Origin of the sequence: Streptomyces sp. NBC_00988 (assembly GCF_045162645.1) — a bacterium.
GTDB lineage: Bacteria > Actinomycetota > Actinomycetes > Streptomycetales > Streptomycetaceae > Streptomyces.
On record NZ_CP108730.1, the window covers coordinates 197,728 to 216,953 of the forward strand.

General features: G+C 67.9%; 20 protein-coding genes and 1 pseudogene. 11 read left to right on the plus strand and 10 right to left on the minus strand.

Annotated features, from left to right (window positions below):
• Position 1: 1 nt before the first annotated feature.
• The 5 genes from OG496_RS00875 to OG496_RS00895 form a co-directional block, all read right to left on the minus strand.
• Entirely contained in the window at positions 2-838 is an 837-nt protein-coding gene (locus OG496_RS00875; protein ID WP_405969111.1) for a zinc-dependent metalloprotease, read from the minus strand.
• A gap of 204 nt (positions 839-1,042) precedes the next feature.
• Positions 1,043-2,419: a glutamine synthetase family protein gene (locus OG496_RS00880; protein WP_405969112.1), complete on the minus strand. Its 1,377-nt coding sequence runs from the start codon at positions 2,417-2,419 to the stop codon at positions 1,043-1,045.
• Entirely contained in the window at positions 2,416-3,834 is a 1,419-nt protein-coding gene (locus OG496_RS00885; protein ID WP_405976528.1) for an amino acid permease, read from the minus strand. Before OG496_RS00885 ends, OG496_RS00880 begins: the two co-directional genes overlap by 4 nt.
• Before the next feature lie 202 nt (positions 3,835-4,036).
• Positions 4,037-5,029 (minus strand): hypothetical protein, encoded by a 993-nt coding sequence (locus OG496_RS00890; protein ID WP_405969113.1) that lies wholly within the window; start codon positions 5,027-5,029, stop codon positions 4,037-4,039.
• Positions 5,030-5,263: 234 nt separating this feature from the next.
• Positions 5,264-6,310 (minus strand): ATP-binding protein, encoded by a 1,047-nt coding sequence (locus OG496_RS00895; protein WP_405969114.1) that lies wholly within the window; start codon positions 6,308-6,310, stop codon positions 5,264-5,266.
• Positions 6,311-6,627: 317 nt separating this feature from the next.
• On the opposite strand from OG496_RS00895, the gene OG496_RS00900 reads away from it, so the two are divergent.
• The 6 genes and pseudogenes from OG496_RS00900 to OG496_RS00925 form a co-directional block, all read left to right on the plus strand.
• On the plus strand, positions 6,628-7,647 hold the full coding sequence (locus OG496_RS00900; protein WP_405969115.1) for a helix-turn-helix domain-containing protein: 1,020 nt from the start codon (positions 6,628-6,630) through the stop codon (positions 7,645-7,647).
• A complete protein-coding gene (locus OG496_RS00905; protein ID WP_405969116.1) occupies positions 7,644-7,859 on the plus strand; it encodes a DUF397 domain-containing protein in 216 nt (71 codons plus the stop codon). Before OG496_RS00900 ends, OG496_RS00905 begins: the two co-directional genes overlap by 4 nt.
• A 77-nt stretch (positions 7,860-7,936) precedes the next feature.
• A complete protein-coding gene (locus OG496_RS00910) occupies positions 7,937-8,284 on the plus strand; it encodes a Scr1 family TA system antitoxin-like transcriptional regulator (protein WP_405976529.1) in 348 nt (115 codons plus the stop codon).
• A gap of 112 nt (positions 8,285-8,396) precedes the next feature.
• Complete coding sequence (locus tag OG496_RS00915) at positions 8,397-8,504, plus strand: DUF397 domain-containing protein (RefSeq protein WP_405976530.1); 108 nt, start codon at positions 8,397-8,399, stop codon at positions 8,502-8,504.
• Between the two features lie 276 nt (positions 8,505-8,780).
• The gene (locus OG496_RS00920; RefSeq protein WP_405969117.1) at positions 8,781-9,470 is read left to right on the plus strand and encodes a class I SAM-dependent methyltransferase; all 690 of its coding nucleotides are present in this window, start codon (positions 8,781-8,783) and stop codon (positions 9,468-9,470) included.
• A 195-nt stretch (positions 9,471-9,665) separates the two neighbouring features.
• Positions 9,666-9,920: pseudogene (locus OG496_RS00925) on the plus strand (IS110 family transposase); the annotation flags it as partial.
• Positions 9,921-9,938: 18 nt separating this feature from the next.
• Here the strand turns inward: OG496_RS00925 and OG496_RS00930 are convergent.
• From OG496_RS00930 to OG496_RS00940, 3 genes are read right to left on the minus strand one after another with little or no spacing between them, the layout of a single operon-like run.
• Positions 9,939-10,172, minus strand: a complete 234-nt coding sequence (locus OG496_RS00930) for a hypothetical protein (protein ID WP_405969118.1) — start codon at positions 10,170-10,172, stop codon at positions 9,939-9,941.
• A 30-nt stretch (positions 10,173-10,202) separates the two neighbouring features.
• Positions 10,203-10,817 carry an AAA family ATPase gene (locus OG496_RS00935; RefSeq protein ID WP_405969119.1) on the minus strand — a complete coding sequence of 205 codons (615 nt, stop codon included), beginning with the start codon at positions 10,815-10,817 and terminating at the stop codon, positions 10,203-10,205.
• A complete protein-coding gene (locus OG496_RS00940; RefSeq protein WP_405969120.1) occupies positions 10,814-12,064 on the minus strand; it encodes an IS256 family transposase in 1,251 nt (416 codons plus the stop codon). The genes OG496_RS00935 and OG496_RS00940 overlap by 4 nt, the downstream gene beginning before the upstream one ends.
• Positions 12,065-12,765: 701 nt before the next feature.
• Here OG496_RS00940 and OG496_RS00945 point away from each other — a divergent pair.
• Positions 12,766-14,592 carry a hypothetical protein gene (locus tag OG496_RS00945; RefSeq protein WP_405969121.1) on the plus strand — a complete coding sequence of 609 codons (1,827 nt, stop codon included), beginning with the start codon at positions 12,766-12,768 and terminating at the stop codon, positions 14,590-14,592.
• Here OG496_RS00945 and OG496_RS00950 read toward each other — a convergent pair.
• Positions 14,589-15,161 carry a winged helix-turn-helix transcriptional regulator gene (locus OG496_RS00950; protein WP_405969122.1) on the minus strand — a complete coding sequence of 191 codons (573 nt, stop codon included), beginning with the start codon at positions 15,159-15,161 and terminating at the stop codon, positions 14,589-14,591. The genes OG496_RS00945 and OG496_RS00950 overlap by 4 nt on opposite strands.
• Positions 15,162-15,185: 24 nt before the next feature.
• Positions 15,186-16,034 carry a hypothetical protein gene (locus OG496_RS00955; RefSeq protein ID WP_328674926.1) on the minus strand — a complete coding sequence of 283 codons (849 nt, stop codon included), beginning with the start codon at positions 16,032-16,034 and terminating at the stop codon, positions 15,186-15,188.
• Between the two features lie 210 nt (positions 16,035-16,244).
• On the opposite strand from OG496_RS00955, the gene OG496_RS00960 reads away from it, so the two are divergent.
• The 4 genes from OG496_RS00960 (at position 16,245) to OG496_RS00975 (ending at position 19,094) form a co-directional block, all read left to right on the plus strand.
• A complete protein-coding gene (locus OG496_RS00960) occupies positions 16,245-16,565 on the plus strand; it encodes a hypothetical protein (RefSeq protein ID WP_328674928.1) in 321 nt (106 codons plus the stop codon).
• Entirely contained in the window at positions 16,565-17,095 is a 531-nt protein-coding gene (locus OG496_RS00965) for a hypothetical protein (RefSeq protein ID WP_328674929.1), read from the plus strand. The genes OG496_RS00960 and OG496_RS00965 overlap by 1 nt, the downstream gene beginning before the upstream one ends.
• Entirely contained in the window at positions 17,095-17,727 is a 633-nt protein-coding gene (locus OG496_RS00970; RefSeq protein ID WP_405969123.1) for a hypothetical protein, read from the plus strand. The genes OG496_RS00965 and OG496_RS00970 overlap by 1 nt, the downstream gene beginning before the upstream one ends.
• 440 nt (positions 17,728-18,167) lie before the next feature.
• A complete protein-coding gene (locus OG496_RS00975) occupies positions 18,168-19,094 on the plus strand; it encodes a ThiF family adenylyltransferase (RefSeq protein WP_405976531.1) in 927 nt (308 codons plus the stop codon).
• The last annotated feature ends 132 nt before the right edge of the window (positions 19,095-19,226 follow it).

Below are 19,226 nucleotides of genomic sequence, written 5' to 3' on the forward strand. Positions count from 1 at the left end.
ATCAGGCACGGGCGAGCCCCCGCTCGATGCGGTAGATCCAGGCAGCGGGGTCGGTGATCTCCTCCTCGGCGGGAAGGAGGGTGAGGTTTTTCCAGATCTGATTGACCAGGGTGGTGCCGAGTTCAGCGACGGCCTGTGCGATGAGGCGGGAGCGCTGCTCATACGCGGTGGGGCTGGGGCCGAGGCGGCGGATGCCGGGGAGTGCGTTGTGGAGGCGGTAGCGCCAGGACTTCGGCGCTGCGCGGTGATCGGCGGGTGCCCCGAGCAGTCGGGTGGTGGCCTGCTGGTCCGCCCAGGCGGCGTGTCCTTCGAAGGCCGCCGTGACGCCCATCGCCGAGATCCCCCGCTGCTGGGGGAAGAAGGTCGCGCTGACCGCGCCGGCGCCTGCTTCAGCCTGCATCGCGTGGACGAGTTCATGGATGACGAGCTGGTGGAGAGCGGCTTCGTCTTTCAGCAGGCCGCCGTGGTGCAGGGCCCTGGGAGCGATGACCGTCTCATGCAGTCCGTCGGCGGCCTCCAGCGTGCTGGCGAGCACCAGGGGCCAGACGAGCAGCGGGACGAATCCCGTGAGCTTGAGCGCGCCCTGAATGCCGCTGATCTCCTGTGCGGTCAGCTCCAGATCGGCGATGTCGCGGGCCAGGATGCGCTGTTGGCCCGCGCGCGACTCCTCCCGCCACCCCCTCGGGGTCAGCAGGCGGAAGCGGACCTCCGCGGGGAGCGGGAGGCCAGTTATCTCGTTCACCGTCGGTGCCACCTGGCGAAGGATCAGGGAGATCCCTTTGGCCAGGTCGGGATGGCGCTGGGTGTCGTCCAGCACGGTGAAGCGGGTGTCTATCACAGATGGTCCTGTCGGAAAGTCATCGGTTGGTCGTCTTCGTCCGGCCCTTCGTCCCCCGGGCCACCGTCTGGTCCCGGGGAACGAAGGGGTCCGCCTCTCCGTCACCGACAGCACAGCCGGGGCTGTGTGCTCGGCGGCGAAGTGCGGTCCCGCGCGCGGCAGTTGGCGACGACGGGGCTGCCGTGCGCGGGGGTCGGGGGGCTCTCAGGCCGGGCCCAGGCCCAGACGCCAGTCGAGGTCGGTCACGGTCGTGCGGTAGAGGTCGAGTTGGTGTCGGGCCGCGGTCGTGTAGTGCGCGGCCACCTCCGGGGTGAGGAGATCTTTCGCGGGCAGCGGGCAGTCCCGGAGAGCGGCGAGCGCCTCCTCCAGCGAGCCGTGCACCGGCAGCGCCTTGACGTCCTGGAAGGCGCTGCCGATGTACGGCGGGGGCGGGTCGAGCTTGTGGTCGAGACCGGCCAGCACGGCGGCGAGGACGGCCGCGATCGCGAGGTAGGGGTTGGTGTCGGCGCCGGGGAGGCGGTTTTCCAGGTGGAGGCCGTCGCCGTGGCCGACGGCGCGGATGGCGCAGGTGCGATTGTCGCGGCCCCACGTGAGCGTCGTCGGGGCGAACGTTCCGGACACAAAACGCCTGTAGGAGTTGGGAGTTGGGGCATACAGCAGGGCCAGGTGCGGCAGGACATCGAGCAGCCCGGCGATGGCGTGGAGGGCCCTGTCCGGCATGCGTCCGTCGGTTTCGGCGAACAGCGGTACGCCGTCACGGTCCAGGAGGGAGAAGTGGATGTGGCAGCCGCTGCCGGTGCCGGTCTGCGGTGCGGCCATGAAGTTCGCCACGAGACCGGCCTGTTCGGCGAGAGTGCGGGCCGCGTGCTTGAACAGGAGGTGGACGTCGGCCGCGCGCAGCGGATCGCCGTAGGGGAAGGTGACCTCCACCTGCCCCAAGGCGCTTTCCGTCTTGATCGCCTCGATGGGCCAGCCCATCCCGGCGAGGGATTCCTGCAGATCGTCGAAGTAGCGGGTGAGCACCGGCGGGTGGTCGAGCGCGTAGTCGAGATTGCGCTTCGCGACCGGCTGCGCCCCGCGCCGCCCGGTCTCCCCCGTGTCGGCGTAGCTCAGCACGAACTCGGTCTCCAGACCGACCTGGGCGGTGATGCCGCGGGCGGCGAGCCGTTCGAGCTGGTGCTTCAGGATCCGCCGGGGTGCCACGCTGACGGGCTGTCCGTCGTTGGCCAGGGCATCGGCGAAGACCAGGGCGGTGCGTTTCATCCAGGCCAGCTGGTAGACGGCGTCCGGGTCGGGGAGCACGCTCATGTCGCCCCAGCCGGTGTCGGCGGAGGCCAGGGCGAAGCCGTCGAGCGGGCGCATCTCGGCGTCGGTGGCCAGGATGTAGGCGCACATGTCGCTGCCCTTGGGCACGACGTGATCGATGAAGTGGCCGGCGTCGAACCGCTTGCCCGTCAGGCGGCCCTGCATGTCGGGCACGGCCAGCAACACGGTCTTCACCGTGTCGCCTTCCACCAGGCCGAGCAGCGTCTCGAAGTCGGAAGCTGCTGGGGCCTCCTGCTGGGGAGGGATCTGGTTCATACGAGGTCCCGTCCCATCTGGTCGCGCTCGCCTTCGGTGCCGTACTCGGGGATGCCGTAGCTGCGCCGCCCCCAGGTCAGCCAGCCGATGCTGGCCAGGACCAGTACGGCCGCGAGCGCGACGGGGGCGTAGTTGAAGGAGTCCTGGGTGACCGGGGAGACCTGGGGGAGGCAGAACATCACGGTGATGAAGGCGACCCAGATGACGGCTGTCCAGCCGATGGGTTTGCTCCAGCGGCCCAGGCTCCAGGGGCCCGGCTCGAAGTCGTCTCCCTTGCGCAGGCGCAGGTAGACGGGGATGGCGTAGGCGGGGGTGATGCCGATGACGTTGATCGCGGTGACCGCGTAGTACGCCGTCAGGGAGTACAACGAAGGCAGTGCCAGGCAGAACGGGACGACCACCGAGAGCCACACAGCCGGGACCGGGGTCTTGGTGCGGGGGGACAGCCGCCGCCAGGTCGAGGAGAAAGGAAGGGCGCCGTCGCGGGAGAACGCGAACACCATCCTTGAGGCGGAGGCGAGGCCTGCGTTCGCGCAGAACAACTGGGCGACGATCACGACGAGCAGGAGGACTTTGGCGCCGGTCAGGCCGAGGGCGTCGAGGAAGATCTGCGCGGGCGGCACCGCGCTGCCCACGGTGCCGGCGTAGTCCTGGATCGCGAAGAGCATCCCCGCCAGCAGCACGAAGCCCACGATCCAGGACCAGAAGATGGACTTCACGATGCCCTGGGGGGCAGATATCTGGGCCTTGGTGGTCTCCTCCGAGAGGTGGGCGGAGGCGTCGTAGCCGCAGAAGGTGTACTGCGCGAGCAGCAGGCCAAGGGCGATCACGTAGAGGGGGTTGCCCCACCCGGTGGTGTTGGCGAAGTAGGTGAACACGAAGCTCGCCGACTGATGGTGGGCGGGGACCAGGGCCAGGGCACCGACGATCGCCGCGACGCCGCCGACGTGCCACCACACGCTGACCGAATTCAAGACGGACACCAGCCGCACCCCGAACAGGTTGAGCACCGCGAGCAGCAACAGGATGACGCCGCAGATGGCCATCGTCTTGCCGGGGGTGGGGGTGAAGCCCCACTGGAGGTTCAGCCAGGCGCCGACGAACAGCGACATGCCGTAACTCCCGCCGGCCATACCGCCGAGCAGGCCCAGCAGGTTCAACCAGCCGGTGATGTATCCCGCTTTGGGGCCGCCGAGTTTGTCGGCCATGAAGAACAAACCGCCGGCGACGGGGTAGGCGCTGGTGACCTCGGCGAGCGCGGCACCCAGACACAGCACGGTCAGGCCGACCGCGGCCCACCCCCACAACATGACAGCAGGACCGCCGGTGATGAGCCCGAACCCGAACAAGGTCATGCACCCGGACAACACCGAGATGATCGAGAAGCTGAGCGCGAAATTCCCGAACGGGCCCATGCGTCGGGCCAGTTGGGGCTCGTAGCCGAGCCTCCGTACGGTGTCCTCATCGCTCTGGACGCGATGGGCGGTTCTTGCGGAAGACAACGGAAGTACCTCCAGGCACGGGGAAGTTGGAGTGTCGAGGCCCTACGGCGCTCTGGGCCTGGGCCGTGGTGGGGGCGACGGCGGGGTGGGGCCCGGCAGGTGCTTCGGCGGCCGGTCACCGGCGTCGCGCCGCGTGCAGCCGCCCACTCGGCCTGACCGGAAGACAGCGGTCGCGTGCGTGCTCGAACTGCTCCAGCCACCGCTCCGGCACGTCGGCCACGTGCCTCCACGGCTCGGGGGTGACGAACGGCCCGATCGCCTCGAAGACCACGCCGGCCTGCGGGATGAACCCACTGGAGAACAGCGCCTGCGCCAGGACATTGAGGTCCAGCGCCGACCAGGAAGACCGGTCCGCATGCTTGAACCACCGGTCGAACGCCCGCGCCGTGTAGTACGAGATCGGGTCCGTGGTCCAGTACAACGAGGTGACCTTCCCCAGCGCCCGCTGCCGTGCGTAGTGCTCGGCGTGCACATACAGGGGCAGCAGCAACAGTGGCGAGCCCTCCGGCGCCCAGCTCGACACCCACCGCACCAGGTCGAAGGCGTTCTGCCCGTACGCCTGGATCGCCTGGACCATGCGATGCCACGCCTCACGGTTACCGTGATCGCGCCGGTCAGCCTCGTGCAACAGACCCCACGGGCCGGACGGCAGCATGTACTCCGGGGACGGCATGCGGTGCTCGTACCGGCGCCGCTTCTCATCCGGCCAGTCCAACTGCGCCAGCACGAGCAGGCACACCCAGGGCACCGGATCATCGGGGTAGTACCGTGCCGCTTCCCAGCATGCCGCCCGGGCGCGATCCACCAGCACTCCCACATCGTGCTGCTCGGCGTGGTGGGCGTTCAGCGCCCGCTGCACCCTCACCCGCGCCCACATCATTACCGCGTCAGCGCCCGGCTCCTCCTGCAACCACGCCTCGACCGCGTCCCCTTGAGCCGCAGCCGCCGCCACGACCTGACTCCGCGAGGTCCGCACCCTCCACGTCGGGCAGTCCCGCAGCAACTCGCTCGTCGTACGCCACCGGCCCGCGCGGACATCGTCCAGCGCCGTACGGAGCGCGTCGTCGAACCCGGCCGGATGGAACTGGGGCTGAAGAGCGGCGCTCATCGGCATATCCCGTACCTGCGAGGACACTTCGAGGTGGCTCCCACCACACCCGCTCGTCCGATGGCGAGCGGGACTAACGTCTTGGGACCGGGCACGAGCGCCCGTAATGGGGACATCGGGACCTCAAGGAGAGTCGGTCAGAGGGGAGTTGGCCGCCGGGACGCGGGCCTCGACGGGGGAGGCAAGGCGCACGGCACCCCGACGGCCAGTCAGGGGGACGGTGTTCGGCAGGGGTCAGACGGGCAGTGCGCGGGGCTTGATCAGGGCTTGGACGATCTTTCCTTCGGCCGTGGGGGCGTAGGAGATCTCGGCCCCGAGCCGACGGGCGGTCCACAGGCCACGGGGTCGCTCGCCCTCGGCCGGTTCCCAGCTCACGGCCTTGTCGAAGTCCGGGAATTCGGTGCGGCTGTCGTGCACCTGGAAGACGAGTTCCCCGCTCTGGAGCAGCGCCCACCGCATGGTGAACTGGGCGTACTCGGGCACGCAGGTGTGCGCGACGGCGTTGGCCATCAGCACACGCCCGATCGTGGCCAGATCCTCGATGTCCACGAAGCCGTGCTCCGGGGGCAGGTACGCGTAGAGGTACAGTCGGGTGTAGCGGTAGGCGTTGCCGACGACGTGGCGGTCCGCCCGGAACTCCACTTTCTGGATCCAACTGGTCTCTGCGCACCCGAGATCGGGGATCACAGCGACACCACCGTGTTCCATGTCGTCGTTCCTTCTCACAAGAGGGAGGGAGCACCAGGTCGTCATGCCGTCAGAGCTGACACCCCAGGCATCGGCGACCGCATTGACGAGGAAGAGGCCGCGGCCATGCTCGTCATCGGCAGTCACCTCGCGCAGCACGGGGGCTGAATGGGAGCCGTCGCGTACCTCGATCAGGAGATGCGTGTCGGTGAGGTATACGCGAAGGCCCACATCACCCAGCCCGTGCTCGAACGCATTCGTGACCAGCTCCGTGACAAGCAGATCAGCGGACGCGATCAAACCCGGCCGGCCCCAATACCGCAGCCCGGCCCGGACGATGAACCGCGCGCGACCCGGCACAGCTCGATCCCTTTCGGCGATGGACCCGGCCGTGGAGCCCTCGTCCCGCTCGAACGACACGTCAAACCCGGGGCGCACGCGGAGACAGGAGCCTGCGGCGGCGTCCGCCCCAACAATCGCTGCAGCCGGTGCCAGGCCCGCGACTCCGCCGGCCCCATGGATCGGAACGACGGATGCTACGTACGTGGGACACGCGGCTGCTCGGCCCACGTGGCCAGCGGCTATGGGGGGCATGATCGTCACCTGTTCCGTCTCGTCGTGAAACAGTGGCGCGTACGGCCCGGCCTGGCACTCCCGCTGTCCACGCCCACGGGGGCGAGCGGTTTCCAGCGGAGGCCGAGCCGTACGCGAGGCGCGGATCTTCGCTGGGCCGCTCACCAGCCCGTCACACGAAGGCGCTCACCAAACGCCCCGTCCTGAACGTGACGTCCGATCCGGCGCGCCCAACTAGAGTGCTGCACGCCCTAATTAACATTCAAGGGAACATCCGAAGAGGCGTGAACTGGCAATTGCCAGTTAACCGACAGGGGATGTTGCACGGAGGACAGGCCATGCCAGACTCCGGACAGCACCCAGGATCTGACTGGCTGACGAGCACTGCCGATGGACAGACTCCAACTGTCGACGGACAGGAGACTTCGGACAGCCAGCAGGAGACTGAAGTGAGGAAACCTGTGGCCGCACGACGAGGCTCGACATACATGCGCGTAGCGCTCGGCAAGGAACTCCGCGCGCTACGCGAGCGGGGCAAGACATCGACTGAAGCCACTGGGGGTGATTCGTCCCGATGGACCGCTGAAGCCGTGTCCACCCGGCTCGCGTTCTCCCGATCGAAACTCAGCCGAGTCGAAGCAGGGGAAATCCCGCTCCCCAAGCTGGCCGATCTGGAAGCTCTACTCAACGAGTACGGCGTCACCGACGTCGATGAGCGCGACGACCTCAAGCGCATGCAACTGGACTCGCTGAAGGTTGACCCAGTCACCTCGTACCGAGCCTTCCTTCCCTCAGGCATGCCCCGCTACCTGGGCTTGGAGCGCGATTCCACACGAATCCGAGGCTTCGAGAACAACGCCGTCCACGGCCTTCTTCAAGCTGAGATCTACGCAGCGGCCCAGATGAACTCGGCCAGGGTCGTCGAAGAACGAACCTCGGAGGCCGTGGAGCGCAGCATCCAGGCCCGCATGCAGCGGAAGCAACTCCTAGTCGCGGAGGACCGTGAAGTCCACATCATCCTGACGGAGAACACGCTTCGGACCTGCGTCGGCAGCCCTGAAGTGATGCGCGCACAGTACGCGGAGATCATCCACCTGTGTGATCTGGACAACATTGACGTCCAGATCATCCCTGAACAGTTGGCGATCTACCGCGCTGGTTGGAACTTTACGGTTCTGGAGTTCGAGGAGCTGGACTCAGTAGTGCAGTCCGACGGCTACCGATCAACGACCATGTTCTCCAAGCCAGCCGATGTCGGTCTGCTCGCCAGGCAGTTCGACGCGATGGCAAAGGCGGCTCCCGGGCCATCCGAGACGCCGCGCATACTGAAAAAACTCGAAGAGGAACTCTGGAAATGACTCGATTGGGTACAACCATCCGCTCCACCGGCATCGCTTCGGAGGGCACATGGTTCAAGTCGTCCTACAGCAGCCAGGACGGCGGCAACTGTGTCGAGATCGCGGCCCAGGCCGACGGTGTTGGCGTGCGCGACACGAAGAGCACAGACGGCCCAGCCGTCTTCGTCTCGGGAGCCGCGTTCACCTCGTTCATTCAAAGCCTCTCGGCCTGATCTACCAGCACAACCGAACGGTGGCCCTCCTCTGGCGATTAGAGGAGGGCCACCGCGCTCGGGATGCCTCGGAGGACGTGAGTGATCCTACGAGGATCTGCGCTACTGCCAGCGGCCCTTCGGTGATGCGAAACCAGTACGACGAGGTTCTCCGTATGGCCGCTTTACCAAACGTCACGATCCAGGTGCTGCTGACGGACGCTCCGGTCAAACGCCTCTGGAGCAACTTCACCATCCTCGACCTCGGCGGAGACCGCCCTACCACCGTGCAGGTCGACACCGGCCTGGGCAGCGCCATGTCGATGTCCGACAGGCCTGCCACCGTCGCCCGGTTCACCCGCTGGTTCAACACCATGACCGCCTCGGCACAACCGCCCGAGGAAACCCCCACATTCGTTGAGACACTGAAGCGAGAGAAGACATGATCCGTCAGCACACCGTCTCCACCGACCTTGCCCCCGAGGGAGCCTGGTTCAAGTCCTCCTACAGCACCCCCGAGGGGGCAACTGCGTCGAGGTCGCCGACTTGAACGCCGAGGTGGGGATACGAGACTCGAAGAACACGGCAGGACCTGCGCTCGTCGTGCCCGCCGGGGCTTGGTCCGCCTTCGTCAGCCTGGCTCGTTCACCTTCAGCCGAGCTGTAGTCCGTTCACCAACAGAAGCGTCGCCGCTCCTCCCCTGGCCCATAGAGGAGGAGCACCAGCGCTACTCGCGCGCCGACCCCACGCAGGGTCGGCGCGTTTTCGTTTGATGAAGACGCCGACCGTCATTACGACTAACGGCTGTGACGTCGACCTACCGCTGTGGACGGACGCCGCCGGGTGCGGCCCCTGCCACCCGGCGACGACTCGCATTGGCCGAAGGGTGCGTCGGGGTGAGATTCCCCGGAACCGGCTCAGCGCCGGGCCCCGCGCGCCAGGATGGTGCGAGTGACAGCCGTCTCCTCAGACCTCTGGCACCACTACGGCCGCACCCGCGCCCAGCACGACCGGGAAGTTCCCGACACCTTTCGCTGGGTCTTGAGCCAGGGCACCGGGCCCGGCCCGGAGATCCGGGGAGACCTCTCCGGCCACATCGTCGGCGACCTCGGCGCCGGAACCGCCCGGCACGCCGCCCATCACAAGCCGGCCCGCGTCGACGCTGTCGATGCCTCGCCAGGACAGCACGAGATGGCTGCCGACCTGTTCGTCCACCTCGAACCCCGTCTGCGCATCGTGTCGTGTGACGCCCTGTCGCATCTGAAGGCGACGGCCAACACCTACGACGTGCTCTACAGCGTCTTCGGCGCACTCGACTTCACCGATCCCCGTGAGCTGCTGCCTGCGACGGTCTTCGCTCTCAGGCCAGGCGGACGGCTGGTGTTCTCCACCCTTGCGCACTACGTGGGCGGCGCCCACGCGCAGCCGGACGTCGTGGCCGCCTCTGTCCCGGCAAGGACTCCGGAGGGGGAAGCAACCACGATGCACCGGTGGGTGCTCCAGGAACACGTCTGGGTGAAGGTCTTGGACGAGGCCGGATTCACCGGGATCAGCTTTGACATGCTGCCGTCGGCAGTCCAGGGACCGCGCACCGCGGACACACAGCTGCTGACCGCAACGCGCCGACCTTGATCGTATTCGCCCGTGCCTCTTCATCAAGCCGGCCATGCTGGAGGCTGCGTCGTATGCGAGGCTGCCCTCAAGGTCCCAACTCCTTGGCGACCAGTCCGCCTGACTAGGCTGCAGCATCGATCGAGTCCCGCACGCTGCCCGGACTCAGCTCATCAATGGTCACTGCCGTTCCCCCTTCGGCTCCCCCCCCGTTACCGTTTTCGTGGCTCCGCAATCCGCGGCGAACAGCCCTCCCGGCGGGGAAACAAGCAGCTCAAACGGGCTTTCTTCCTCTCTGCGTTCGCCGCTCTGGGCGACCCCGCATCGCGGGCCTACTACGACAAGAAGATCGCCCAGGGAAAGCACCACACCCAGGCCCTGCTCTGCCTCGCCAGACGCCGGGCCGACGTCCTCTTCGCGATGCTCCGCGACGGCACCTTCTACGAACCCCAACCCGCCACAGCCAGGTGAGGAGTTCAGACCACTCGATCAGTCCTCCGGCCGAAGCCTCTGACGAGCCGCCTCAAGCCGCTCGTCATAGTCGGATGCGAACAGCTCAGGAAGCATCTTGTCGAGCGTTCCAGCGATCCTATGGATCGGCGCCCACACCGCCGGATCGTCGACAACCTGGCCGAGGTCCGTCATCTGGAGTTTCTCCAGCCAGTGCGACAACACCAGTGCCTCGTCACTCGACAGCTTGATCGTGACCTGGCTATCACTCATGCCCACCCCTACGGCTCAGCCGAGCCATTGTCAAGAGTTGTGGATCGAGTCGTTCGCATCGGTGGTGCTGTCGCTTGAGTTGAGGAGGTAGGAGCCCCTCGCGACGCCTTGCAGGATGCTGTCGGTGGTTGCCTCAGCGGTCAGGGTGGTGGAATCCAGGACGTGGGCCTCATAGAGACCCAGGTTGCTGAACTGGTCGTGCAGTGAGCGAATCGGCTCGGGGTCGGTCAGAGCGTCGTCGGCCCGGCTCGTTGCCCGTTCCAGTGTGGTGTGTTGGTCCGGCCGAAGGATGACGTAGCTCAGCGGCAGGGCCCGCTCCCGAGCCGTCACGCGGAAGAGGTCGATGAACCAGGGCCCGACGATGCCGTCGCAGATCACGTGGTATCCGCCCTCGGCGTAGCCGAACGCTGCTGAGACCAGTACCTGCAGGACTACTTGGTTCTGCTCGTGTGCTTCGGGCAGGTAAGGCGCGATCCAGCCCTGCTTGATATAGCGCCAAAAATCGTCGCTGTGCAGGTGGACGCTGGGAGTCAGGTGATCTGCCAGCAGCTGCGCCACGGTGCTCTTGCCGGCTCCGGGCGGCCCGGTCAGGACAATTACCTGACCGCGGTGAGGGGACGTCCGAGACAGGGGCGGCGGGTTCATGCCGCCACCGTGCCACGTTCGACCAGCACACCGCTTTCGAATTTGGCTCCCGCACGGACAAGGGGCACCAGGTGGGCGCCGGTGATCGCGCGCCAGTGGGCCTGGGCGGACTCGATGAGCTTGAACACCATCGCGAGTGCGGCGGCGGGGCTGCCGGCCCCGCGGGTGACCTTGGTGCGGAGCTTGACCGTGGAGAATGTCGACTCGATGGGGTTCGTGGTCCGCAGGTGGATCCAGTGCTCGGCAGGGAAGTCGTAGAACGCCAGCAGTTCCTCCCGGTCGTCGGTGATCTTCGCGACGGCCTTGGGCCATTTAGTGCCGTAGGTGCGGGCGAACACATCGATCGCCTTCTCGGCGTGGGCGCGGTCCTCGGCGTTGTAGATCTCCCGCATCGCCTTCGTCGCGCCCGGCTGTGCGGACTTCGGCAGGCAGTTGGTGACATTGCGGGCCTTGTGAACCCAGCACCGCTGATGACGGGCGGCCGGAAAGACCTCGGCCAGCGCCTTCCACAGGCCCATCGCTCCATCGCCGACCACCAGCTCGGGGTCGCGCATGCCACGCCTGCGGCAGTCACGCAGCAGGTCCGCCCACGACTCGGTCGACTCGTGCATGCCCTCCGCCAGCGCGATCAGTTCCTTGGTGCCGTCCAGGCGGACGCCGAGCAGGACCAGTACGCACGAGTGCGTCTGCCCGAGCCTCACCTTGGGGTGCACGCCGTCGGCCCACACGTAGACGAAGTCGCGGTCCGACAGGTCCCTGGTCTGGAAGGCGGCATGGTCATCGCCCCACTGCCGTGTCAGCCGGGTCACCGTTGCCGACGACAGACCGGCCGTCGAGCCGAGGAACTGCTCCAGCGCGGGCACGAAGTCCCCGGACGACAGTCCGTGCAGGTAGAGCAGAGGCAGCACCTCGGAGATCTTTGGCGACTTGCGGCACCACGGCGGCAGGATCTTGGAGGAGAACCGCTCGCGCTCGCCGGTGGCCTCGTCCACGCGGCGGTCGTTCACCCGCGGTGCCCGCACCTCGACCGGGCCGGCGGCAGTGACGACGGTCCTGGGCCGGTGATGGCCGTTGCGGACCACCAGCCGTCGGACTGCCTCATCGGTTTCGGCAGCCAACTCGGCTATGTACTGCTTGACTTCTGCCTCCAGTGCCGCGGCGAGCATCCGCCGGGCGCCCTCACGGACGATCTCGTCGATCAGGGAACCGGACTGGGTGGAGCCATCCTCGGTGACTACGCTGAGCACGGACGTACCTTCCCGACCCGCGCGCCAACGCGGGCCTACTCGGTGACCATCACAGGATCATTCGGGAAGGTACGCCCTCCGCGTTCCACCCGGGACTGATCCACAGGTATCGAGCATTGCTCGAGCAGTTGGTGCGGCCCGGCCGTCGGTACTGGCGCGATCTGGCCTCGTCGAAGGCGAAGGCCCGCAAGCGGCATGCGCTTTCTCCGCGGCAGGAAGACTCGCGTGCCAGGTCCGCGGACCGTCCCGCCCGCGTGCAGCGGCCGGTGGGCATCTCGTCTCACGGGCATGGCCCGGATCTCCCTCTGAGGCCGGTTCGTTCCAGCAAGCCGTCGTCACCGTCCGCACCGTCACCGGCCGCTGTTCCCCCGGGCATCTGGCTCCTCCCTGGTGCAAGGGCGGTCCTTGCCCCCGATCGACCGTGACCTCGACAGACCGCCGACAGGGGGACAGCACACTGTCCCCCTGGCTCCGCTGAAGAACCGGTTCCACGAACGTGTGCGCAGCGGAACTCAGTGCCGCAGGGTGATGATCCACCACCGGGCCCCCTTTCTCGGGCAAGCCCGCTGGTGTGCCCCGGCATGCGCGCCTGTGCATCCTGTCGGCGGTACCGGGCGCCGTCTGCCGATGCCGAAGTGCCGTAGCGCCGGACAGCTGTTCAGCACGACCTGGTTGTCACAGGCAGTTGCTACGGTCCGCCCATGCCGAAGAAGCGCAAGCAGCCGAGGAAGGCGTCTCGCAGCAAAAGGGACCCGAGGTCTTCGCCGACACGGCCTCCTGAGATCAGTCTCGGAGGACCTGTATGGCCGTCCAAGGGATGGGCCTACAGACGTCTGGTCGAGTCGGCGGCGGAGAGAGGAGAGCCGTTCCCTGAACTGACGGGCGAGGCCCCCGAAGGGTACGCGAGCGACTTCGTCCCTCGACGGGATGCGCCTCGGGCGCCCCTGCAAGCGGGCTGGTATCTGCGCACCGATCTGGAAGTTCCCGTCTACATCTGGGTCTATCCCGTCGAGGATCTGGCCGACGACCTGGACGAAATGGATCTGCGAGGGCGCGGATACGCCTTCTACCAGGCACATTCGGTGCTCACGCGCGACCGCGCCGACGCCGCCCACGCGGTGCCGGACGAGATGGCGGCGTGGGTGCCGATCGTCGCGCCCGACCCCGAGATCGTCGCCGCGGACCGCTACGGGGCGCTCCCCGCCGTCTACAGGACCAAGGTGGCCGGGCCTCTGCCGGATCCGCTGCCCTCGACCATCGCTGTGGTGGACGTCGACTACTCCCGCGTCGCGGGCCAGTCCCTTCCTGAGAAGTGGGACATTGACCTGGTCGGTGTCCTGGTCGTCGAGCGGGTCGCCGACGGAGTTCCGCTGGGGCACGGTCAGTGGCAGCAAACGGCGTTCCACGTACTGCGTGACGACCAACTCGGTGACTTGCCGGCGGTTCTGCGCGATGCTGATCTGATCCTCGGGCACAACCTCTTCGACGGCGACTACCGGTGCCTGCGCACCTACGACGACCGGCTGGACCTCGCGCCCCTGGTGGGCAGGACGGTCGACACCCTGTACGCGGCACGCCAGGTGCTGTCGCAGGGCTTCATCCGCGGCGGCGGGCTGGGCCTGACGGCCCTTTCCGAGTTGCACGGCCTGCGCCCCCGGGCGAAGCAGCGGTCGCGGACAGAGGCACACCGCGGCATTGTGACCGTCGATGACGCGGAGGACAGGTGGTCGTTCCAGTCGATCGCCGACGACTGTGAGCTCATGCTCGAGCTGTGGCTGACGCTGTTGGAAGGCCGCTGCCTGCGTGTGCAGCCGAACGTGACGGAGCCTCCTGTGACGCATGATCTGGATGATTCCGCGCTGTCCTGGTTCCTCCGTCCGCCCCTGTCCCATGAGGAGTACGTCCGTCGTCTCACAGCCCGCGGCACGGTCTACCGGCTGGAAGGGCAGGCCCGTAATGAAAGCGTCGCCCGGATCCACCGCAACCTCGCGGATCCCCCGCCGTCGGGCTCTGCGACTGCGGAACCGCGTCATCGCGCACGGTCTCTCACCCAGCGCTGCATGGCACCGGTGCAAGAGGATGACGGCCAGTGCCGGGTCCTGGTCCATGACGGGCATTCCTACTGCCGGCAGCACCGGCGCACGCGGCTGTGCCGCGGGAACCCGGCACTGCACGACGCCTGCACGGTGCTGGTGCATGGCGACGAGGCGCATTGCCGGTGGCACCGGATGACCGCCCTCTATCTCCCACCTGGGACGCGGATCTGCGAGGACTTCACACTGCCGCTGGCGCTGCCAGGGTGGGACGAGGCCAGTGACTGGGGATTCGACACCGGCACGATGTCGTTCTTCGCCCGTCTGTACCGCAACGGCACCGACGCGTGGGGCGATCCCACGGTCTGGCTGAGCGGGATGTCTCCGGATCTGGCCAGCTCCGCCGATCTCAAAGACGCGATCGCGCTGGCGACGCGGCGTCCGCCCGCCGAGGTGGCGCTTGCTCTGACGGCCGAGCGTGCCGTTGACGACTAGTCACGGGCGCCACTGCGGGGTTGGCGGTACGTGTATTCCTTCCCGCCCCGGTCCGGGCCGCTTGCCCGCTCGCGGTAGAGAGCTCCGGCTTCGACGAGCTTCTTGAGCCGGTTGTTGGCGTTGGGCAGTGAGATACCCAGCGCCTCCGCCAGCTGGGTTGCCCGGAAGTCACCCAGTTGGCGTGCCTGGGCATAGGTGTCGGTGAGGAGGGCCGCATCGCCCAGCAGTTCGTACGTGTCGCCGTCCACGGCGATCTGTTTGCGGCGCTCAAGGCAGACCGTGACGCCTTCGCGGGTTTCTTCGTCCAGGCCGGCGAGGCGGACACCGTCGGCGTGTATATCTCCTGCGGCCAGCAGGAGATAGAACTTGCCGAGGAATTCGTCGACGAAACTGTTGGTCATCGCTTCGACGCCGCCGAAGTCGATGATCAGCAGGGCGATGGGAACGGCATCGACAAGTTGCCCTTCCAGGGCTTGGCGTGTCTCGGCGCCCTTGGCCCGGGTGGCGAGAAACGTGCCGTGCTCTTTCACGGGGTAGCTGAGCAGCGTTTCGCGTTTCTGCGGTTTCATTTAATTGATTGAAGCACAGCGCGGTCAGGAGCGATACGAGACTCTCAGCCAGGACCAGGTTCCCTGCACGGGGACGGATGTATCGGCGGGGAGGATCAGTTCGGATCCGCGGAGCCGGCTGGCGCGCAGCAGGCCGTCTCCACTGCGCAGGACCAGGCGTGTTGTGGCACTGCCGCCGGGCCCGGACAGCAGGTCGGGCAGGCCGTTGCCTCGTTTGTCCTGCGTTCCGCTGACGCCGGGCCGCAGGGCGTGTTTGAGGGCTTCGGCGCTGGTGACGATGTGGGCATGGTCGGGATTGCGGCGCAGATGGGAGAGGACTCCGATGCCGGTGTCGCAGACCGCTATCTCCAGCCGGCGGTATCCGGTGGTTTTGCCGCTGTAGGCCTGGGCGGCGGTGAACGCGCCGCAGGTGCTGGCTCCGTGGCTGATGGCGTTGTCGATCAGCTCGCCGACGCCTTTGAAGACTCTGCGCCCGTCCCGGGGGCCGAGATGGCGGATGGCCATCTGCCCGAGTCTTTCGCCGATGACGTCGGCGGTGTCCGCCTGCAGGTGCGCGATTTCGAGCAGGGTGGTGGAGCGGTCGTAGCGGGTTTCGTCGGGAACATCGCCTTCGACCCGCGTGCCGTGCGGCAGGGCTTTGAGAAGGTCCATGCGCTGCATGTAGGCGGTGACGTCCGGGGAGTCGGGCAGGACCAGTGTGGTCTCCCTGCCCGCAGCGGCGTGGGTGTGCATGGCGGCAGCCGCGGCCGTCAGGTCGAGGGGACTGGCGAACATCAGGCGGCGGGCGTCCAGGACGAGTCGGCCGGGTTCCGCGCCGCGCATGACGAGGTTGCGACGCAGCAGCGGGTGATGTCCGGGAAGTTCCAGTCGCACAGCTGACCAGCATGCCAGGTGCCAGGCCACGCCGGGGGGATCACCCGTTCGGGCGTGTCCTCGCACTACCCGGCCAGCACATGCTACGGTTTCACTGTAGTAAATGAAAACGATTCGGGAGGGGTCGTCCCCTGCCCGGCGGCTCGGCTATGGCTGGGCACGAGCGCCCGTACAAGATCGCCGTCAGCGGCGAGGAAACAGGAGCCCCCCATGACAACCACGCACGGATCTCCCGAGGACATGGCGGCGGAAGACCGCTCGCGCGACCGCACCCGCGTCGTGACCATCGACAACAAGGACAGCGGAGACACCATCAGGATCCGGCGCAAGGTCACCGACACGGTCGGATCGGTCATCACGGCGATGTACGAGGAGTTCCGGCGCTCCCGGGACGCCGAGGATCGTCTGGTCTGCCGGCACAACGGGCAGGACGTGTTCCAGTTCGCCGCGCTGACGCTGGAGGAGTACCTCCACCGAGGCCACTGCCAGGACCTGCACTGGACCTTCGCCGGCGGAACCGGCGGGGCGTGATGTCCTCGCCGTCCCCCGCCGATCCGCAGATCGCGGCCGCCGTGTTCGCGGACCACGTCGAGCGGGCCCAGGCCGGCGAACTGGCCCGGCACCACGGCTGGACCTTCACCTGGCTTGACCCCCTGCACGTGGTGGTCGAGATCGGGCCTGGCCGGGCAGCGGACGGCGGGGACCGCTTCCACGTGAAGGTGGGTGCCGAGTACTACGACCTGCATCCGCCGACCGCGGTGTTCGTGTGCCCGCCGGGGGCGGCGCCCGACGCCTCCGCGCCGGTGTGGTCTACCGCTCCCCCGGGCAGCCGATGGCTTCCCGTTCTGGAGCCTCTGCCGTGGTTCGCGATCCACGGCGCCTATCCCTTCGCTGATGGGCCGGGGCAGTTGGTGTGCTGCTCGATGACGTTCGACTACTACGTCACCGGACACAGTCCGACCGCGGGCCAGCAGTGGCGGCAGGGACACCACACTCTGGTGGCGACACTCAGCCGGATCCAGGACGCCCTCGACAGCCCGAACTACAGGGGACCCCACTGATGCTGTCCATCCCCGAGGCGGTCTGGGGCGAACTGCTCGATGCCTTCGCCCTCGCTCCGCCCGGCCATGAACGCGTGGCCTACCTCGACGGCTTCCGCTTCCGCGATGCCGACGGCGTCCTTCACGGGGTCGCGACCACCGTCACCGTTCCCGACGCGGCGACCAGTCCCGGCCGGTACACGGTGACGTCGGCGGCCATGAACCGGGCCGGCAGCCACTTCGAGCGCCTCGGCCTGGTGCGGCTAGCCCAGATTCACACCCACGGCGGCCGTCATGTCCGCCACTCCTGGGTGGACGACCAACAGGCCTACAGCCAGATGGACGGGGCGCTGTCCCTCGTACTGCCGCATCATGCCGCCGGCCGGCCCACCCCCGTGCACGCCGGCGTTCACCTGCGCGGCCCCGAAGGCTGGACCCGGGTGCACGGCGCCGGGATCCACCAGGTGCTTCGCCTGGTCCCCAGTCTCATCGACCACAGGAGCACTCCGTGGACAACATCTCCGACCGGCACGAGGGAGATCTCCAAGGCCGGCTCGCGCCGTTCACGGATCTTCAGCCGGTGGCCGTGGCGGTCGTCGTCGATCCGCGCTCGGCCCACCGGGCCGGCCACCAGCACACCGCCTGGATGCTGATCAACCTGCTGGCCCGCGCGGCCGGTGTGATCCGGTCCGTCCATCTGGTGTGCCCGCCGGACGTGCCCCTGGCCGGACGCATCGTGCCCCTGGCGCCGCGCGAGGTGCCCCTCGACGAGGCCCTGCTCCAAGGAGCACAGGTGATTGGCGCCGTCCGCGTGTCACCGGCTTCCACCGCAACACCGGCGGACACCGTACTCGTCGTCGGGTCCGGATACGGCGCCAAGGACCGCAGCCCGCGGTTCGTCGCCGGGTACGGATGGTGGGGAGGCGTCAGCAGCCGCCCCCTTCCCGTCCCCGAGGCGTACGGATCCAGCTCCCTGCCCTTCGGCCCGTATCTCGCCGCCACGCTGGCCGTGGCCGAGGTCTTCCTGGCCGTCCGCCTTCCCCGGTACACCGCGCCGACCGAACCCTACGGCTGGGACTGCTGGAGCCAGACCATGAGTCGTACGCCCGTGCCGGGCGCTCCGGCCGAGCTGGAGAACCTGGACCTGTCCGGCACGGCGCTCGCGGGTGTGGGCGCTGTCGGCAGCACCTGGGTCCACGCCCTGTGGGCAACCCCCGGTCTCACCGGAGAGGTGACCTTGGCCGATGCCGACAGCAAAGGCATCACCCTCACCAACCTCAACCGGTGCCCGCCCTTTGGCCACCAGCATCTCGGCTCGTCCAAAGCACACTGCGCGGCACACCTCGCCGCGGACGCCGGCCTCGTCTGGCACCCGCACCACGCCCGCTTCGAACGGCTCGGCATCACCCCGAGCCTGCTGGTCTCCGCCGTCGACACCAACCGCGCGCGGGCAGAACTCCAAAACCGGTACGCACCCAGGATGCTGTCGGCCAGCACACTGGACCTGCGCGCGGAGACACTGCGCGTCGGACCGCCCGGCACCGGTGCCTGCCTGCGCTGCTACAACCCGCCCGAAGCCCTCACCGGCGACGACGAACTGCGCGCCCGGACCCGGGCAGGCGGCACCGCAGCCGTAGGGGCCCTGGCGGCCGAGGCCGGCGTCCCGGAAACCGAGGTCCGGCGCTGGCTCGAGCGCGGTGAATGCGGCGAGGTGGGGACACGGCTTCTTGAATCTCTGCGCCGGCAGGCCGAGCCCGTACAGGCCCGCTTCGCGGTGGGATTCACCTCCGCGATGGCAGGGACCCTCCTCGCCGCCGAAACAGTCAAGACACTGATGCAGCAGCCGATGCGGGAGACGGAACCCTCGCACAACAACGTGACCTTCCAGTTCCTCAGGCTCACAGCCCACGTCAACGCCACCAGTCTCCTCGCACGCGACCCGCAGTGCCCCGCGTGCGCACCGGCGCATCCTGCCCTGGACGCCTGGCGGCGTCGCGCCGCCGCGCACGATCGGCGGTGAAACAGCAAGGAGCGGCCGGGAACCGGAGGCGGATACACCCGTGCGAGGGCCGGACCCGAGCCATGCCGCCCGCGATGCCGTCACGGCGTACACGCCAACGGCACGGTGACGTTCCATCACCTACGTCGGGCA

Bases quoted from the DNA above. Each gene is read 5' to 3' on its own strand.
- OG496_RS00880 (WP_405969112.1), bottom strand. From the start codon at position 2,419: ATGAACCAGATCCCTCCCCAGCAGGAGGCCCCAGCAGCTTCCGACTTC.
- OG496_RS00885 (WP_405976528.1), bottom strand. From the start codon at position 3,834: ATGGGCCCGTTCGGGAATTTCGCGCTCAGCTTCTCGATCATCTCGGTG.
- OG496_RS00890 (WP_405969113.1), bottom strand. From the start codon at position 5,029: ATGAGCGCCGCTCTTCAGCCCCAGTTCCATCCGGCCGGGTTCGACGAC.
- OG496_RS00895 (WP_405969114.1), bottom strand. From the start codon at position 6,310: ATGCCCCCCATAGCCGCTGGCCACGTGGGCCGAGCAGCCGCGTGTCCC.
- OG496_RS00900 (WP_405969115.1), top strand. From the start codon at position 6,628: ATGCCAGACTCCGGACAGCACCCAGGATCTGACTGGCTGACGAGCACT.
- OG496_RS00905 (WP_405969116.1), top strand. From the start codon at position 7,644: ATGACTCGATTGGGTACAACCATCCGCTCCACCGGCATCGCTTCGGAG.
- OG496_RS00920 (WP_405969117.1), top strand. From the start codon at position 8,781: ATGGTGCGAGTGACAGCCGTCTCCTCAGACCTCTGGCACCACTACGGC.
- OG496_RS00930 (WP_405969118.1), bottom strand. From the start codon at position 10,172: ATGAGTGATAGCCAGGTCACGATCAAGCTGTCGAGTGACGAGGCACTG.
- OG496_RS00935 (WP_405969119.1), bottom strand. From the start codon at position 10,817: ATGAACCCGCCGCCCCTGTCTCGGACGTCCCCTCACCGCGGTCAGGTA.
- OG496_RS00945 (WP_405969121.1), top strand. From the start codon at position 12,766: ATGCCGAAGAAGCGCAAGCAGCCGAGGAAGGCGTCTCGCAGCAAAAGG.
- OG496_RS00950 (WP_405969122.1), bottom strand. From the start codon at position 15,161: ATGAAACCGCAGAAACGCGAAACGCTGCTCAGCTACCCCGTGAAAGAG.
- OG496_RS00960 (WP_328674928.1), top strand. From the start codon at position 16,245: ATGACAACCACGCACGGATCTCCCGAGGACATGGCGGCGGAAGACCGC.
- OG496_RS00965 (WP_328674929.1), top strand. From the start codon at position 16,565: ATGTCCTCGCCGTCCCCCGCCGATCCGCAGATCGCGGCCGCCGTGTTC.
- OG496_RS00970 (WP_405969123.1), top strand. From the start codon at position 17,095: ATGCTGTCCATCCCCGAGGCGGTCTGGGGCGAACTGCTCGATGCCTTC.
- OG496_RS00975 (WP_405976531.1), top strand. From the start codon at position 18,168: ATGAGTCGTACGCCCGTGCCGGGCGCTCCGGCCGAGCTGGAGAACCTG.